Raw genomic sequence first — 16178 nt, forward strand, 5'->3', positions numbered from 1 at the left:
CTTCATGGAAAGGCCTAAGGCATGACATTCTCCACCTCCACGGCGCTGGCCGCCGGTATCGTTCTGGCTGGCCTCGGCCTGACCACGGGCGCGTTCGCCGCCACCGCCACCAGCGAATCGTTCGGCAAGCTGGCCGACGGGACCGAGGTGAAGGCCGTCGTGCTGAAAAACGCCAAGGGCGTCACGGCCAAGGTCATTTCTTACGGCGCTACCCTGCAATCGCTGAAGACGCCCGACCGCGCCGGCAAGATCGCCGACGTCGTCATCGGCTACGACACGATCAACGGCTATGTCGAGACGCCGCAATATACGGGCGTCACGGTGGGCCGCTACGCCAACCGTATCGCCAAGGGCAAGTTCTCGATCGACGGCAAGGAATATACCCTGGCCACCAACAATAACGGCAACCACCTGCACGGTGGCCTTAAGGGCTGGGACAAGGTCAACTGGACTGTCAAGGACGTGAAGTCCGGCGGCGCGGCGGGGGCCGCCTCGGTGACGCTGGCCTATACCTCGCCCGACGGTGAGGAAGGCTATCCCGGCACGGTCAAGGTCGAGGTGACCTACACCCTCAGCGAGACCAACGACCTGACCGTCACCTACAAGGCGACGACCGACAAGCCGACCGTCATCAACCTGACCAACCACTCGCTGTTCAACCTCGGCGGCGTCAATTCGGGCCGCTCGGCGCTCGACGCCACGCTGCAACTGGAATCGGACGGTTATCTGCCGACATCGGACACCGCCATTCCGTCGGGTGAGATCACCCCGGTCAAGGGCACGCCGTTCGACTTTACCAAGCCGGCGCTGATCGACAGCCGCGTCCGCGACGCCCGCGACCCGCAGATCCTCGTCGGCCTCGGCATCGACCACAACTACGTCCTGCGCGGCGGTGTGACCAAGACCCCGCGTCTGGCCGTTACGCTCACCGACGCCAAGTCCGGTCGCGGTCTGAAAATCCTGACGACGGAACCGGGCATCCAGATGTACACCGGCAACTTCCTCGATGGTAAGGTCCCGGGCAAGGGCGGTCAGGTCACCCGCATGGGCGACGCCGTGGCCTTCGAAGCCCAGCACTTCCCCGACAGCCCGAACCAGCCGAAATTCCCGACCACGCGTCTGAACCCCGGCGAAACCTACACCCAGACGACGGTCCACCACCTGTACGTCACCAAATAATCCTTCTGTCTCTATATAAAAAAGATCCCCATACCGATGTCTCAGAACGCCGTACCCCGCTCCAAGACCACGCTGCGCTCGCGCCAGTGGTTCGACAATCCCGACAATGCCGACATGACCGCGCTTTATCTTGAGCGCTACATGAACTTCGGCCTGTCGCTGGAGGAGCTTCAGTCTGACAAGCCGATCATCGGCATTGCCCAGACGGGGTCGGACCTGAGCCCGTGCAACCGCCATCACCTCGAACTGGCCAAGCGCATTCGCGACGGGATCATCGAAGCCGGCGGCATCCCGCTGGAGTTCCCGGTCCACCCGATTCAGGAAACCGGCAAGCGCCCGACCGCCGGTCTCGACCGCAACCTGGCCTATCTCGGCCTCGTCGAGGTGATCTACGGCTACCCGCTCGACGGCGTCGTCCTGACGATCGGCTGCGACAAGACGACCCCAGCCTGCCTGATGGCCGCCGCCACCGTCAACATCCCGTCGATCGCCCTCAGCGTCGGGCCCATGCTCAATGGCTGGTACAAGGGTGAGCGTACCGGCTCCGGCACCATCGTATGGAAGGCCCGCGAACTGCTGGCCGCCGGTGAAATCGATTATCAGGGCTTCATCAAACTGGTCGCCTCCTCGGCCCCGTCCACCGGCTACTGCAACACCATGGGCACGGCGACGACCATGAACAGCCTGGCCGAAGCGCTGGGCATGCAACTCCCCTACTCCGCCGCCATCCCCGCACCGCACCGCGACCGTCAGGAATGCGCCTACCGCACCGGTCAGCGCATCGTCGACATGGTCCACGAAGACCTCAAGCCGTCGGACATCCTGACCAAGGAAGCCTTCATCAACGCCATCCGCGTCAATTCGGCCATCGGCGGCTCGACCAATGCCCCCATCCACCTCAACGCACTCGCCCGTCACATCGGCGTCGAGCTGAAAGTCGAGGAATGGCAGGAGTACGGCGAAGAGGTGCCGTTGCTGGTCAATCTGATGCCCGCCGGTGAATATCTAGGCGAAGACTACCACCATGCGGGCGGTGTTCCCGCGGTTGTGGGCCAGCTTATCAAGCAGGGCCTGATCTATGAGGGCGCGCTGACCGTCAACGGCAAGACCATTGGCGAGAACTGCAAGGACGCCATCATCGAGGACGAACGCGTCATCCGTCCGTTCGAGCAGCCGTTGAAACTGGCCGCCGGGTTCCGCGTCCTTAGCGGCAACCTGTTCGACAGCGCCGTCATGAAGTTCTCGGTCATCTCGCCGGAATTCCGCGAGCGCTACCTCTCCGATCCGGCCTCGCCCAACGCCTTCACCGGTCGCGCCATCGTTTTCGACGGCCCGGAAGACTATCACCACCGCATCGACGACGAGTCGCTGGCTATCGACGAACACTGCATCCTGTTCATGCGTGGTGCCGGTCCGATCGGCTATCCGGGGGCCGCCGAAGTCGTCAATATGCGCGCCCCGAACTACCTGCTCAAGCGCGGCGTGACCTCGCTGGCCTGTATCGGCGACGGTCGTCAGTCGGGCACGTCCGGGTCTCCGTCGATCCTCAACGCCTCGCCGGAAGCGGCGGCGGGCGGAAACCTCGCCATCCTGCAAACGGGCGACAAGGTCCGCGTCGATCTCAATGCCAACACGGTCAACGTCCTGATCTCCGACGCAGAGATCGCCGACCGCCGTACCGCCCTTGAGGCCGCCGGTGGCTTCCAGTACCCGGCGCACCAGACGCCGTGGCAGGAAATGCAGCGCGGTGTCGTCGGCCAGATGGGCTCGGGCATGGTGCTGGAAAACGCCGTCAAGTATCAGCGTATCGCTCAGATCGGCATCGGTGTCCCCCGCGACAACCACTGATTTTGGCACTAGGCCACGGGCCTAGGACCGTTACTTGGAACAGAATGAGCCGCCGGAGTTTTAACCTTCGGCGGTTTTTCTGCGCAATAAATTTCTGTAATTCTGGATATTGAGATTAATTGTCTTAAATATCCTTTTTACAATTTTCCTCTTACACTCACCTTGCCCCGCAGAATGGGCCGTCGTGCAAAGTCACGAACCATAGTTACCGAGAGGAACCGCCATGTCTATCCGCGCCCGCATCTTCGCGCTGGTCGCCGTCTTCGCGGCCATGGCGCTGGCCATAACCGCGCTGGGGCTGGTGACCATCGCCCAGTACCGCGACATGATCGGCGAATATGGCCGCGCCTATGAACATACCTACGATATCGAGCGCCTCAACCATCTCGTCAGCAATGTCGTCATGGAATCGCGCGGCATCTACAGCGCCCGCAATCAGGCCGAAGCCAACGATTTCGCGGGCAAGCTGACCGGCAATCTCGACGCCATGGAACTGCTGCTGGCCGACTGGCGCACATCGAAAGACCCGGACGATCGGGCGCGTTTGAAAACCACCGAACCGCTGGTCGGCAAGTTCATCAGCGTTCGCCGCAATCTGGCGGCACTGGCGACCCAACGGCGCATCGAAGAGGCGCGCGCGCTCGGCCTGACCGACCGCGCCGATCGCATCCGGTTCCAGTCGCATCTTGACGGGCTGGTGGCCGATTCACGCAAGGAACTGACCGCCAGTCAGGACCGGACCGCTGCCTTTAACGCCGACCGCACCATTACCTTCCTGCTGGCCGCCCTTCTGGCCATCGTTGTCATCAGTGTGGTGTCGCTGTGGCTGATCGTCAACTTCATCAACAAACCGTTGCGCCATCTGGCGGGAACGATCATCGGCCTGTCGGAAGGCCAGTTGGACACACCGGTTCCCGACACCGACGGCCAGGACGAACTGGCGCAGGTCTGGCGCGCCGTGGCCCGGTTGAAGGCCCATGCCATAGAAGCCGAGGCCGTGATAGAGGCCCAGCGCGAAGCCGACCGCCAGATACTTTTGGATTAGACAAGCCCGGCTTTGCGATAGATCGTCGAACGGTGAATGCCCAAGGCCCGCGCCGCCGCGCTGACATTACCGCCGTGAGCCTCAAGCGCCCGACGAATGGCGGCGGTTTCCACGTTGTCCAAAGTCTCTGCGGCGGCCAAAACCCCGCGCCCGCTATCGTCGCAACGGCTGAAATAGTCGCGCCCATCATGCCCCCTGAGCCGTCCGGTGCTATTCGGTGCACCATCGAACAGATCACCCAGACGCACCTGATCGAGATCGTCCCAGTTGCGCCCGATCAGCGACAGGCCGCGTCGGTTAGCGCCCACCACCACATCGTCGCGCAGGACCAATATGCCTTCGCGCACCGCGCCCAAAAGACCCGGATCGCTGTGAAAGCGCAGGGTGCGGCAATCCTCGAAACCTTCGCGGAACAGGCGGTGTTCGATCTGCTCGACCGCCAACCGCATCAAACCCAGCATGTGTGCGCCCTGTACGCTGGCGGGCGTCGAGATATCGAGCACCCCCAGCACCGCCCCGCGCGGATCGATGATCGGCGTGGCGGCGCAGCTTAAGACCCCATGCACCTGAAAATAATGTTCCGCGCCATTGACCGAGACGCCGCGCCGTTCGGCAATCGCCGTGCCGATGGCATTGGTCCCCGTGCCGTCCTCGCTCCACAGGGCGCCGGGACGCAGCGCCACTTCGGCGGCTTTTCCGGCGAAGGTCGCGTCTCCCACCGCATCGAGAATTTCACCCTTGGCATTGGTCAGAATGACGATCCCCGACAGGTCGCGCGCCTCCGAATAGAGCGCGTCCAGTTCCGGGCGGGAAATCCGGCGCAGAGCTTCATAGCGTTCATGCAGATGACGGATATCCGACGCGCTGGGGGCCTCGGCGGGTGGGGCCCGGCGCGCATCGAGGCCCATGTCGGCGCAACGCATCCACGAACGCAGAATGGCGTGATTGACCTGATCGACGGGCAGGCTGCGCTGCTCGAAAAACACCTTGCGCGCCGCTTCGACGCGAGCGGCATCCATGACGGTCATGAGCGTCTCCCGGTAGGTTCGGTCCATTCTTACGACCGGTTTGCGGCCATTATGCGCCCTCTTTTTTACCCTGTCACCTGTCGCAATTTGCGACACCTGCGACACCCCTGACGCAGGGCGCGACACCCCGCAAACCCTTACGATCACAAGGCGCGTGATGCCGCGCCGCAGCATCGCGGCTTTTGATTGCCGGACGGTTTCAGGCAGGCGCAGACTAAAATTCTCAGGGGAAACCAAACCATACGAAGGACAAAGCAAATGACCAAGCATGAACGCGATATTTCCGCCGCTACGCCGTTCAAGACGCGCTATGGCAATTTCATCGGCGGCGACTGGGTCGAGCCGGTCAATGGCCGTTACATGGACAATATTTCGCCGGTCAACGGACAGAAACTGTGCGAAGTCCCGCGCTCCGACGCGCAGGACATCGAACGCGCGCTCGACGCTGCGCACAAGGCGAAGGCCGCGTGGGGCCGGACCTCGGTCACCGAACGCTCGAACATCCTGCTCAGGATTGCCGACCGCATCGAAAGCCACCTCGCCACCATCGCCGAGGCCGAGACCTGGGACAATGGCAAGCCATTGCGGGAGACCACCGCCGCAGACATTCCGCTGGCTATCGACCACTTCCGTTACTTCGCCGGCTGCATCCGCGCGCAGGAAGGCTCGATCGGCGAACTGGACCACGATACCGTCGCCTATCATTTTCATGAGCCGCTGGGCGTGGTCGGTCAGATCATCCCTTGGAACTTCCCGATCCTGATGGCGGCGTGGAAGCTGGCGCCGGCGCTGGCCGCCGGGAACTGCGTCGTGCTGAAACCCGCAGAGCAGACCCCGGCCTCGATCCTTGTCGTGGCCGAATTGATCGCCGACCTGCTGCCGCCCGGCGTGCTCAACATCGTCAATGGTACCGGTATCGAGGCGGGCGCACCCCTGGCCAAAAGCCCGCGTATTGCCAAGATCGCCTTTACCGGCTCGACCGCCGTCGGCAAGGACATCATGCGTTCCGCCGCCGACAACCTGACCAACATCACACTGGAACTGGGGGGCAAGTCACCGAACGTTTTCTTCGCCGACGTGATGAACGAAGACGATGCCTTCCTCGACAAGGCGCTCGAAGGCTTCGCCTTCTTTGCGCTCAATCAGGGCGAGGTATGTACCTGCCCCTCGCGGGCGCTGGTCCACGAGTCGATCTACGACCGTTTTATGGAAAAGGCCATTGCCCGCGTCGAATCCATCACGCAGGGCGATCCGCTCGATATGGGCACGATGATCGGTGCGCAGGCCTCGCTGGAGCAATATACCAAGATCCAGCGCTATCTCGATATCGGCAAGTCCGAAGGTGCCAAGGTGCTGACCGGGGGCGAAGCCAACCGCCTCTCCGGCGACCTTAAGGACGGCTTCTACATCAAACCGACCATCTTCGAAGGTAACAACAGGATGCGCGTGTTTCAGGAGGAAATCTTTGGCCCCGTCGTGTCGGTAACCACCTTCAAGACCGTCGAGGAAGCCATCGAGATCGCTAACGATACGGTCTATGGCCTCGGCGCGGGCGTGTGGTCGCGCGACCAGAACATCGCCTACCGCGCCGGGCGCGGCATCGAAGCGGGCCGCGTGTGGACCAACTGCTACCATGCCTATCCTGCCCATGCGGCGTTCGGCGGCTACAAGCAGTCAGGCATCGGCCGCGAGACGCACAAGATGATGCTCGATCACTATCAGCAAACCAAGAACATCCTCGTCTCCTACGCGCCGCAGAAGCTTGGTTTCTTCTAACCCCGATACAGGGCGTCTCTCCCGGACGCCCTGACGCACGGCGCTTTGTCCCGAAGCGGGCCGTCCCCCAAAGCCCCTGAGGTCGTGCGCCCAGACCACGCTGCATTTTGAAGGAAATGCAGCGTGGTCTGGAGTCTTTGCGGGTCGCATGCTTGAGACGAAAAACCGGTTTCCACTTTTTCGCAGCATGCTCCAAGGCCGTCCGCTTAACCGCGGACGGCTTTTTTATGTGCATGAGGCCCCACCCCTCTTTCTTAATGACCAGAGAGCGCCTATATTCAAGGCGTTCCTTCGGGGACTATGGGGATAAACGCCCACGTAATAAGCGGACTGGACCCGGGTGCGATTCCCGGCGGCTCCACCATTTCTCCCTTACGGGATATCATGGGGCCGATCAGCATCGACAGACGTGTAAAGGTGTCGCCTTCTCTCAGTGTGAGCCTCTGTGATCGGCTCAAACATATAGTTGCGAACGATAACTTCGCTTCGGATGTCGCTCTTGCTGCGTAATGCGGCGGAGTAAATCCACCTAAACTCCTGAAGAATAAGCCCTTCAGGCGGGGCCCGGCGAGGGCCTGGCAACAGAACCTCGCCACTTCTCACACATTTAGTTCAGGCCCTCGCCTCTTTTTTGAGTGTCTTTGGGAGGGCCTGGCAACAGAACCTCGCCACTTCTCACACATTTAGTTCAGGCCCTCGCCTCTTTTTTGAGTGTCTTTGGGAGGGCCTGGCAACAGAACCTCGCCACTTCTCACACATCTAGTTCAGGCCGTCGCCTCTTTTTGAGTGTCTTTGGGGGGCCTGGCAACAGAACCCCATCAATTTCCAAAATTCCGGAATTTAAGACGCCTTGCGCAGGGTCTCGAAGAACCGTTCGACATGGGTCGTCAGTTGCTGCGATTGCGCCGTCAGGGTGCCCGCCGAACCGTCGACATCGCGGGTTGCTGCGCGGGTTTTCTGCACCGCCCCGTCAAGCGCGGAAATGTGATCGCTGAGGCGACCTGCCGCATCCGATACGTGCTGAATGCTGCCGGCGATTTCATTAGTAGCCGTCGATTGTTCCTCCATCGCTGCCGCGACCGAGGTCGTCGCCGCCTCGACGTCATTGACCGCAATGGCGATGTCGCGGATCGAGGCCACCGCGCGACCGGTCGAGGCCTGAATGGTCTGGATGTGGTTGCCGATTTCGGTCGTTGCCCGCGCCGTCTGATCGGCCAGCGCCTTGACTTCAGTCGCAACCACGGCAAAGCCCTTGCCCGCATCTCCGGCGCGGGCCGCTTCGATCGTGGCGTTGAGCGCCAGCAGATTGGTCTGGCTGGCGATACCCTGAATGAGGCCCAGAATTTCACCGATGCGGTTGACGGCGCCGGACAGTTGCGCCACCTCTTCGGAGGAGGTTTCGGCCATGGTGACGATGCGCCGCACATGTTGCGATGCGCCGGTCACCTGAGACGTGATTTCCTGAATCGACTTGGTCAGTTCTTCGGACGCCGCCGCCACCGATGACGCGTCCATCTGCGAGCGCGCGGCGACATCGGCCACGGTGCGCGAGGTGTCTTCGGTGATCCCGACCGTCTGGCCCAGGTCCTGCGACGTACCCTGAAGCTGGGCCGAGCTTTCGGCGAAGATACCGGCGATCTGATCGAAGGCCGTGCGGAAATCCTCGATGGCCGATTCGGTGGCGCGCGAACGGACACGGATCGCCTCCTCGCTGGCGTGCTGATAGGTCGAGATGGCGATATCGAGGTCGAGGAACACCGCCTTGATCACCGAGGTGAGCGACGCCCCCATGGCCTGAGTGCGGAAGCGGTTATGAACGGCCAGCACGGCGATGATTTCATCGAGCACGAACTGATAGGCCGCGACGTACCAGCGCGGCTCCAGACCGATGCGGTGGTGAGTCTGGCCGATGCGATAGGCCTGTTCGAAATAGGCCTCGCTGAACCCCGAGGTGAACAGGTTGCGCCAGTGGCTGATCTGGGCCCGTTGCAGGCGGTCTTCGTGGTCGCCGATCATGCGCGCCAGCGAGTCTTCGCGCTTCACATGCGCGTAGAAGGCGTTGAGGATGCGCGGCAGGTGCGGCTCCAGCACCGGCCACACCGTCTTCAAACGCATGATATCGGCCGGCGCGATCCGCGCAAACGCCAGACGGTGGGCATAGTTGGTGTCGACGACGGAAGCAGCGGAAGTCATCATGGTCGGTGCCTTACGGATCACTAAAACTCAAACGCGAATAATGCCGTTAAGACTCAACCTTTATGATTAATAAATCATTGCCGGACCTGCGACAGGTGGTCGCGGCATCCCCATTTTTTTAAGGTTCCATTACCATTTTTTGGTTTCGTTTCACCGGTGCCGTGCTAAGTCTTCTCATCTCACTCAGCGCATGAACCCTCAGCAGGTACCCAGAGTCAGATGTCAGATACGCCGGCCGTCATCGATCACATGGACTACGCCAACCTGACCCAGAACGCCCTGCGCGGCGTCATCCGTCAGGCGCTCCTGCGTGCGGCGCAACCCGGCGGCCTGCCCGGCGATCACCACTTCTATGTGACCTTCCTGACGCGCGCCGAGGGCGTCTCGATCCCCGACGACCTGCTGCAGCGCTATCCCAACGACATTACCATCGTCCTCCAGCATCAGTTCCGCGACCTCAAGGTCGAACAGGATCGCGTCAGCGTCACCCTGAGCTTCGGCGGCATGCCCAAGGTCTTGCGTTTCCCCTATGCGGCGATCACGCGTTTCTATGACCCCAGTGTGCAGTTCATCCTCGAATTCGAGGTCGAGGAGGCCGAAGAGGCCAATGACGACCTGATCACCGAGGCCGAAGACACGCCTGTCGAGCCGGTGAAAACCGACAGCGATGACGCCCCCAAGGTCGTCTCGCTCGATCAGTTCCGCAAGAAATAAACGGCCCTTTCGCGGAAAGCCAACCATGTCCGGGTTTCACGCTTCCCTCATAAAATTAACCAAACATCGCTTGCCGATTATAGCCGGTGTGATCGCCGCCCTTTGCCCGGTTGGTGCCTTCACCGCCGCGGTGCCACCACCGGTCGAAGTCCCTGTCGCCGCCGTTGATACCCCCCCGCCGCCGGTCAATCCGACGCCCCCGCCTCGCCGCCGGGTGGTGCCGCGCACGATCGTCTCCCCCGCCCCGCCGCCCATCGTCAACCGCCTCACCGGCACCCCGGTCAGTGCAGACGATATCGAAAATTTCACCGACGCCCTGATCCCGGCGCTGATGCAGCGCGACCACGTCGTGGGCGTCACCGTCGCCGTCGTGCAGGGCGATACGCCGGTCCTGATCAAGGGCTACGGCTATGACCGCCTGTCGCCGCGTCACGCAGTGGACGGTAATGCCAGCCTGTTCCGTATCGGCTCGATCACCAAGACCTTTACCTGGATCGTGGCGCGTCAGGAAATCGAGGCCGGGCGGCTGAAACTCGACGGTCCCGTCGCCGCGCACCTGCCACCGGACATTTTTCGTGACGATCGCCGCTATACCCGACCGCTGCGGATGCGCGATCTAATGGCCCATACCGGCGGCTTCGAGGATTCGTCGCTCGGCCACCTGTTCCGCCTCGATCAGGGCAGCATCGAATCGACCGACACCTATTTCCGTCGCCACGCACCCGACCGGGTGCGCGAACCCGGCGCCTTCGCCAGCTATTCCAACTATGGCGCCGCGCTCGCCGCCCGTGCCGCCGCCCATACGGCCAAGGCATCCGACGTCCCTACCCTTATGGAAGCCCGGATTTTCAGACCGCTGGGCCTCAATGCTACCACCTTGCGCGAACCCTATGACCCGGCGCTTATCAATGCCTCAGCCGCCGCCGAAGGCCTGCCCGCCCCTATGCCGGCGGCGCTGGCCGGACGCCTGTCGCAAGGCTACAGCTGGGACGGCGCGACCTGGAAAACCCAGCCTTTCGACTATGCCCTGCCGCTGGCCGGGGCGTTGAGCGGATCTTCGACCGCCGCCGATATGGGTCGCTACATGTCGCTGCTGCTCGGCGATGGGCAACTGAACGGTGTACAGCTTTTCGATGCCGGATCGGCCCGGGCCTTCCGTTCGCCCCTGCTGAGCATGCCCAACGGCTATAATGGCTGGGCCTCGGGCCTGCGCATCGGCGAAACCTCTCAGGGGCGCAAGACCTACGGCCATGCCGGCGCGACCCTGTGGTTCAACGCCAATATGATTCTGGTGCCGGAACTGGGCATCGGCATCTTCGTCGCCGCCAATACCGAAACCGGCGACGTCCTGACCCGCGCCTATCCGGAACTGCTGGTCCGCCATCTCGAAGGTGCCGCTACCACGGGACCGCGTCAACCTGCCCAGAGCTACGCCCGCAACCCTGCCTATTTCGACGCCCTGCGCGGCACCTATGTGTCTTCGCGCCGTGCCTACGGCGGGCTGGAAGGCGCGGTTACCCGCCTGATCAATACGGTCGAGGTTGACGTCGACAATGACGGCCGCCTGATCGTCGCCGCACAGGACGGCGCGTCCGCCTTCGTCACCACCTCGGCGCGCGGCTTTTTCGTCCCGCAGGAAATGAACCCGCTGGGGCCGCAGATCGGTTTCGAGAACCTGCATTTTCTGTTCAAGCCGCAGGGCGGCAAGGCCACCGCCTTTGAAACCTCGGCCAATATGGCGCGCTTCGAGCGCGTCGGATGGTATCATACCCCCGACTTCCTCTACAGCATGACCGCCCTGATGCTGGGGTCGTGCGTCATGGTCCTGATGGGACTCAGCCGTATCGGTCAACGCGACCATCCGACCGACCCGCAGATCATGGCGACGTGGATTTCCTATGCCACCGCCTTCGTATGGATACTGGCCATCGCCGTCTTCCAGAGCTGGAAAACGAGTCTCGACGGCGACCCCAGCGCCCTGTTCACGCGCTGGCCCAGCGGCCAGTTGCAACTGGCGTCGGGCATGGCGGTGCTCGCGTCGCTGGCGACCCTGTTCCAGTTGGGCAACCTCTATCGCGTCTACGAAGAGGCTCACTATCATGCCGATGGCTGGGCCCTGTGGCAGAAGACGGCGCACACGGCGCTCAATCTCGGCTGGTTGAGCTATGCGGTGCTGCTGATGTCATGGGGGGCGTTAACGCCGTGGGGGTAAGCCTCCGGCGGGCAGGGTCACAGACCCTGCACCCGTAGACAGTGGTCGCATGCTTGGCGCGAAAAACCGGTTTCCACTTTTTCGCAGCATGCTCTAACGATTCACCGCTTCAGCGCATAGACCCGGATGTGGATTTGCTCGCGCTCGCCTTCGAAGCGTTCGACCAGCAGCCGCGCCACCTGACTGTCGTCGTGAAACACAAACCCCTTGATCGCATCGAGCAGGGCCTTGGCCAGATTGTCGAGGTCCATCCACGGCGGATCGCCGATATGTTCCATGCGGATTTCCACCGCATGATCGCCCCAGGCCGGACGCGATCCGCGCCACTCCTTGCGGAAGAACTCATAGACCAGGGGCTTATAATACTTGGCCTGAGTCGTCAGGCCATCGATAAAGAGCTCCAGCCCATCGGCGGTTTCCCGCGCCCGCACCTTGCCCCAGACGGTCCAGCCTTCCGTCATCACGCCTTTTCCACGAAGCTGTCGATGACCTTTTTCTCACCCGACACGTCGAAGTCGACGATCAGCTTGTTGCCCTCGGTCTCCATCACTTCGCCATAACCGAACTTGGTGTGGAAAACGCGGGTGCCGATGGTGAAGCCCTTCGACGGCTGCGGTTTTGACGGCGCCACACGGTGCGGCGTGGGTTTGCGTTCCAGACGGCTCATATCGACGCCCGATAGGCGGTCGCTGAAGCTGTCGGTCTTTTTCTCGTGGTTCGGCTGATAGCCCGCGCGATCCCAACGCGATTCCTGCGACTGCCAGCCGGCCTGATTATAGCCGGTCTGCGACGACGCCTCGACGTGTTCGATCGGCATTTCATCGACGAAGCGCGACGGTATCTGGTTCGTCCAACGCCCGAAGACCTGCCGGTTGGCAACGAAACTGACCTTGGCCAGTTCGCGCGCCCGCGTCAGCCCGACATAGGCCAGACGCCGCTCTTCTTCGAGGCTTTTCAACCCACCCTCGTCCAGCGACCGTTGCGACGGGAAGACGCCCTCTTCCCAGCCCGGCAGGAAGACGACGGGGAACTCCAGCCCCTTGGCGGCGTGCAGAGTCGAGATGCGCACCGTGTCGTCGCCCCCCTTGCCCTCGATGTCCATGACCAGCGACACGTGTTCCAGATAGGATTCGAGGTTGTCGAAATCCTGCATGGAATTCATCATTTCCTTGAGGTTGTCGATGCGCGTCGCCCCCGACACCTTGTCGGCACGCTGCATGTCGTAATAGCCGCTGTCGGTCAGGACCACATCGAGCAGATTGTCGTGCGCGGTCTCTTTCGCGACGGCGACCCACTTGTCGTAGTCGCGCAGAAAGGCAATCAGGGGCGTCTTTGTCCGTGTCGGCAGTTCATCCGTCTGGACCAGATCGCGCACCGCGGCCATGACGCTTTGCCCGGCCAGTCGCGCCTGCATCAGAAGCTTTTGTACCGTCGCATCGCCGATGCCGCGCTTGGGGACATTGACGATACGCTCGAAGGCCAGATCGTCGTCCGGCGACTGGATCAGGCGCAGATAGGCCAGGGCGTCGCGGATTTCGGCGCGCTCGAAAAAGCGCGGGCCACCGACCACCGTATAGGGGATTTGCAGCATCAGAAACCGCTCTTCAAACGCCCGCATCTGGAACGAGGCGCGCACCAGCACGGCCATGTCCTGATAGCGGCGGCCCTGCTTTTTCAGGCGCTCGATGTCCTCGGCGACGTTCTGGGCCTCGGCCGCGCCGTCCCACAGACCGTTGACGCGAACCTTTTCACCGCCTTGCTGATCGGTGAACAGGGTCTTACCCAGACGCGCGCTGTTCGACTTGATCAACCCGGATGCCGCCGACAGGATGTGCTGTGTCGAGCGATAATTGCGCTCCAGTCGGATGACCTTGGCGCCCGGATAGTCGCGCTCGAACTTGAGGATATTATCGACCTCCGCACCACGCCAGCCATAGATCGACTGATCATCATCTCCCACGCAACAGAGGTTGCGGTCGGCATTGGTCAGCAGGCGGAGCCATAAATACTGGGCGACATTGGTGTCCTGATATTCGTCGACCAGCACATATTTGAATCGCCGATGGTACTGGGCCAGAATGTCCGGATTTTCGGTCAGGATTTTCAGCGTGTGCAGCAGCAAATCGCCGAAGTCACAGGCGTTGAGCACCCGCATCCGCTCCTGATACTCGGCGTAGATTTCCGCGCCTTTGTTGGAGGCGAACTGCGCCCCTTCGTCGGCGGTCATTTTCAGGACCTTGTCCGGCGTCAGACCCTTGTTCTTCCACTGATCGAGGAAGTGCGCCATGACCTTGGGCGGGAAGCGCTTCACGTCGATACGGCGCGCCTCCATGATCTGCTTCAGGAGGCGCGTCTGGTCGTCATCGTCGATGATGTTGAAGCTCGATTTGAGCCCGACCAGATCGGCGTGACGACGCAGGATCTGCGCGGCGATCGAGTGGAAGGTACCGAGATTCGACAGGTCGCTGGCCGAATGCCCGATCAGGCGCTCGGCCCGCTCGCGCATTTCGCGCGCAGCCTTGTTGGTGAAGGTGACGCAGAGGATTTCCCACGGCTTCGCCAGTCCCTGATTGAGGATATGGGCGATTCGCGTGGTCAGCACCCGCGTCTTGCCCGTCCCGGCCCCGGCCAGAACCAGCACCGGCCCCTGCGTCGAGCGCACGGCATCGGCCTGTTCAGCATTAAGTCCCTGAAAATAATCGACCGGACGGCCCGCGCCATTGACGGAGGCCTGCTGGCTGATCGAAAGACCGGAGTTCGGGATATCATCTGGAGTCATGATCGCAGTTTAGCCCGATCCGTGAACGGAACCAAACGGAAACATGCGCATCATGGATTTCAGCGGCGCTTATGCACAGGCCGCCCTCTAAACCTTCTTGCGTTTCACCGGCCCGCCCTTGCTCTGGACGAAGGCCAGGGCCGACAGGCGGCAGAACGACGCCAGCAGGCTTTCGCCGCGACGCGAATCCAGATCGGCGATCAGCGCCGCCAGACTGATTCGCTTGTCCTGCGCCATACTTTCGAGCACAGCCCAGAATTCCGGCTCCAGCGCCACCGATGTTGCGTGCCCCGCAAGGTTAACTGATCTCTTTTTCAAGCCCGGCATAGTGTCCCTCCTGATCCCAGGGCGCCCCCGATAGAGCATGAGTCCCGTCATGCCCGCCTTAGTGTATGTGAAGCAGATACATTTGCTTCATATGTACTTGTGGTATTATTAAACCACTGACATTTCTAAGATTATCGAGAGTTGGTTGTTTGGTGCAAAACGTCAACTCTTTTTATTTTCATCGCTTTTTCCGAGACGCAACTGATCCAGTTTTCGCATCTCCAGGCGTTCGTTTTCGCTTGCCGCCTGCCGGTCCCGGGCTGAAATGCCGTACACCACACGGTTTTGCGCCGCCGTCGCCTTTTTCTGGTCTTTCTGCCGGGCCTTTCTGGCCTTGTTCAGATTGATGACTTCACTCATCATACGCCTCGGTTTGCACTCTGATATCGTCCGGACACATCCCCATGGCCCGGCCGATTTATAAAACGTTTTTTCGTTTGCGGTCTGATTATACGCCAATACCATAACTTATGAAAGAATTTTAACGTGATCACAGCGCTAAACCCTTTATAATCTTGATTAAAACGCCGTTACGTCAACAAAATCAATGCCTCGTTCAATACCCTGCACGGCAGCAACTCAAGGCCTCATAAGAGAAAAAAGCATGACTCTCCTTCTCAACCTTCTGTGGTTCGTTTTCGGCGGCTTCGTGACCGGAATCGCCTGGCTGCTTGGCGGCTGCCTGCTGGCCATCACCATCGTCGGCCTGCCGTGGGCCGGGGCCGCCTTTCGCATCGCCGGGTTCAGCTTCTTCCCGTTCGGCAAGGCCATCGCCGACCGCGACCTGCATCTGGGGCGCGACGATCTCGGCACCGGCGTGTCCGGCGGGATTCTCAATATCGTGTGGATTCTGCTCGGCGGCTGGTACATCGCGCTGGGGCACCTGACCCTTGCGGTGGCGCAGGCGGTGACGATCATCGGCATCCCCTTCGCCATCAAGAACGTGCAACTGGCCTGGCTGGCGCTGGCCCCCGTCGGCAAGATCGTCGTTGAAAAGCCTTAGTCATCCGGTTAGAGCCCGTTCCAATTCAATGTGAACGGGCTCTAGGTTTTGCTCTGTCGCGCATTTGAGTC

The 16178-nt window shown here is 61.5% G+C and carries 13 protein-coding genes and 1 other RNA gene; 8 read left to right on the plus strand and 6 right to left on the minus strand.

The genetic code is table 11. The annotated features are described in order from the left end of the window. Window positions 1–21: 21 nt before the first annotated feature. The 3 genes from PQU92_RS03910 to PQU92_RS03920 all read left to right on the plus strand — a co-directional run bounded on the left by PQU92_RS03910 (window position 22) and on the right by PQU92_RS03920 (window position 4072). Entirely contained in the window at window positions 22–1179 is a 1158-nt protein-coding gene (locus PQU92_RS03910; RefSeq protein ID WP_272746896.1) for an aldose epimerase family protein, read from the plus strand. A 36-nt stretch (window positions 1180–1215) separates the two neighbouring features. Further along, window positions 1216–3027: an IlvD/Edd family dehydratase gene (locus PQU92_RS03915; protein ID WP_272746897.1), complete on the plus strand. Its 1812-nt coding sequence runs from the start codon at window positions 1216–1218 to the stop codon at window positions 3025–3027. Window positions 3028–3250: 223 nt separating this feature from the next. Continuing rightward, window positions 3251–4072, plus strand: coding sequence for a HAMP domain-containing protein (locus tag PQU92_RS03920; protein ID WP_272746898.1), 822 nt, complete (start codon window positions 3251–3253; stop codon window positions 4070–4072). Here the strand turns inward: PQU92_RS03920 and PQU92_RS03925 are convergent. After that, window positions 4069–5100, minus strand: a complete 1032-nt coding sequence (locus PQU92_RS03925) for a sigma-54-dependent Fis family transcriptional regulator (RefSeq protein ID WP_272746899.1) — start codon at window positions 5098–5100, stop codon at window positions 4069–4071. The genes PQU92_RS03920 and PQU92_RS03925 overlap by 4 nt on opposite strands. A gap of 258 nt (window positions 5101–5358) precedes the next feature. Here PQU92_RS03925 and exaC point away from each other — a divergent pair, with 258 nt between their 5' ends. Further along, a complete protein-coding gene (exaC, locus tag PQU92_RS03930) occupies window positions 5359–6876 on the plus strand; it encodes an acetaldehyde dehydrogenase ExaC (RefSeq protein WP_272746900.1) in 1518 nt (505 codons plus the stop codon). Window positions 6877–7122: 246 nt separating this feature from the next. Further along, window positions 7123–7473, plus strand: a transfer-messenger RNA (tmRNA) gene (ssrA, locus tag PQU92_RS03935). Between the two features lie 243 nt (window positions 7474–7716). Here the strand turns inward: ssrA and PQU92_RS03940 are convergent. Continuing rightward, the gene (locus tag PQU92_RS03940; protein WP_272746901.1) at window positions 7717–9072 is read right to left on the minus strand and encodes a globin-coupled sensor protein; all 1356 of its coding nucleotides are present in this window, start codon (window positions 9070–9072) and stop codon (window positions 7717–7719) included. Between the two features lie 219 nt (window positions 9073–9291). On the opposite strand from PQU92_RS03940, the gene PQU92_RS03945 reads away from it, so the two are divergent. Then, entirely contained in the window at window positions 9292–9786 is a 495-nt protein-coding gene (locus PQU92_RS03945) for an SspB family protein (RefSeq protein ID WP_272746902.1), read from the plus strand. Between the two features lie 70 nt (window positions 9787–9856). After that, window positions 9857–11998, plus strand: coding sequence for a serine hydrolase domain-containing protein (locus PQU92_RS03950; RefSeq protein ID WP_272746903.1), 2142 nt, complete (start codon window positions 9857–9859; stop codon window positions 11996–11998). Window positions 11999–12099: 101 nt separating this feature from the next. On the opposite strand, the gene PQU92_RS03955 is transcribed toward PQU92_RS03950, so the two are convergent. From PQU92_RS03955 to PQU92_RS03970, 4 genes are all read right to left on the minus strand, one after another. Further along, a complete protein-coding gene (locus tag PQU92_RS03955; protein ID WP_272746904.1) occupies window positions 12100–12459 on the minus strand; it encodes a RusA family crossover junction endodeoxyribonuclease in 360 nt (119 codons plus the stop codon). After that, the gene (locus PQU92_RS03960) at window positions 12459–14777 is read right to left on the minus strand and encodes an ATP-dependent helicase (protein WP_272746905.1); all 2319 of its coding nucleotides are present in this window, start codon (window positions 14775–14777) and stop codon (window positions 12459–12461) included. The genes PQU92_RS03955 and PQU92_RS03960 overlap by 1 nt, the downstream gene beginning before the upstream one ends. Window positions 14778–14864: 87 nt before the next feature. Then, window positions 14865–15104 carry a ribbon-helix-helix domain-containing protein gene (locus tag PQU92_RS03965; RefSeq protein ID WP_272746906.1) on the minus strand — a complete coding sequence of 80 codons (240 nt, stop codon included), beginning with the start codon at window positions 15102–15104 and terminating at the stop codon, window positions 14865–14867. Between the two features lie 162 nt (window positions 15105–15266). Continuing rightward, on the minus strand, window positions 15267–15464 hold the full coding sequence (locus PQU92_RS03970) for a DUF4169 family protein (RefSeq protein ID WP_272746907.1): 198 nt from the start codon (window positions 15462–15464) through the stop codon (window positions 15267–15269). 244 nt (window positions 15465–15708) lie between these two features. Between PQU92_RS03970 and PQU92_RS03975 the strand changes: the two genes are divergently transcribed. Then, the gene (locus tag PQU92_RS03975; protein ID WP_272746908.1) at window positions 15709–16107 is read left to right on the plus strand and encodes a YccF domain-containing protein; all 399 of its coding nucleotides are present in this window, start codon (window positions 15709–15711) and stop codon (window positions 16105–16107) included. Window positions 16108–16178 lie beyond the last annotated feature (71 nt).

Source organism: Asticcacaulis aquaticus (assembly GCF_028550415.1).
In the GTDB taxonomy this organism is placed as follows: domain Bacteria; phylum Pseudomonadota; class Alphaproteobacteria; order Caulobacterales; family Caulobacteraceae; genus Asticcacaulis; species Asticcacaulis aquaticus.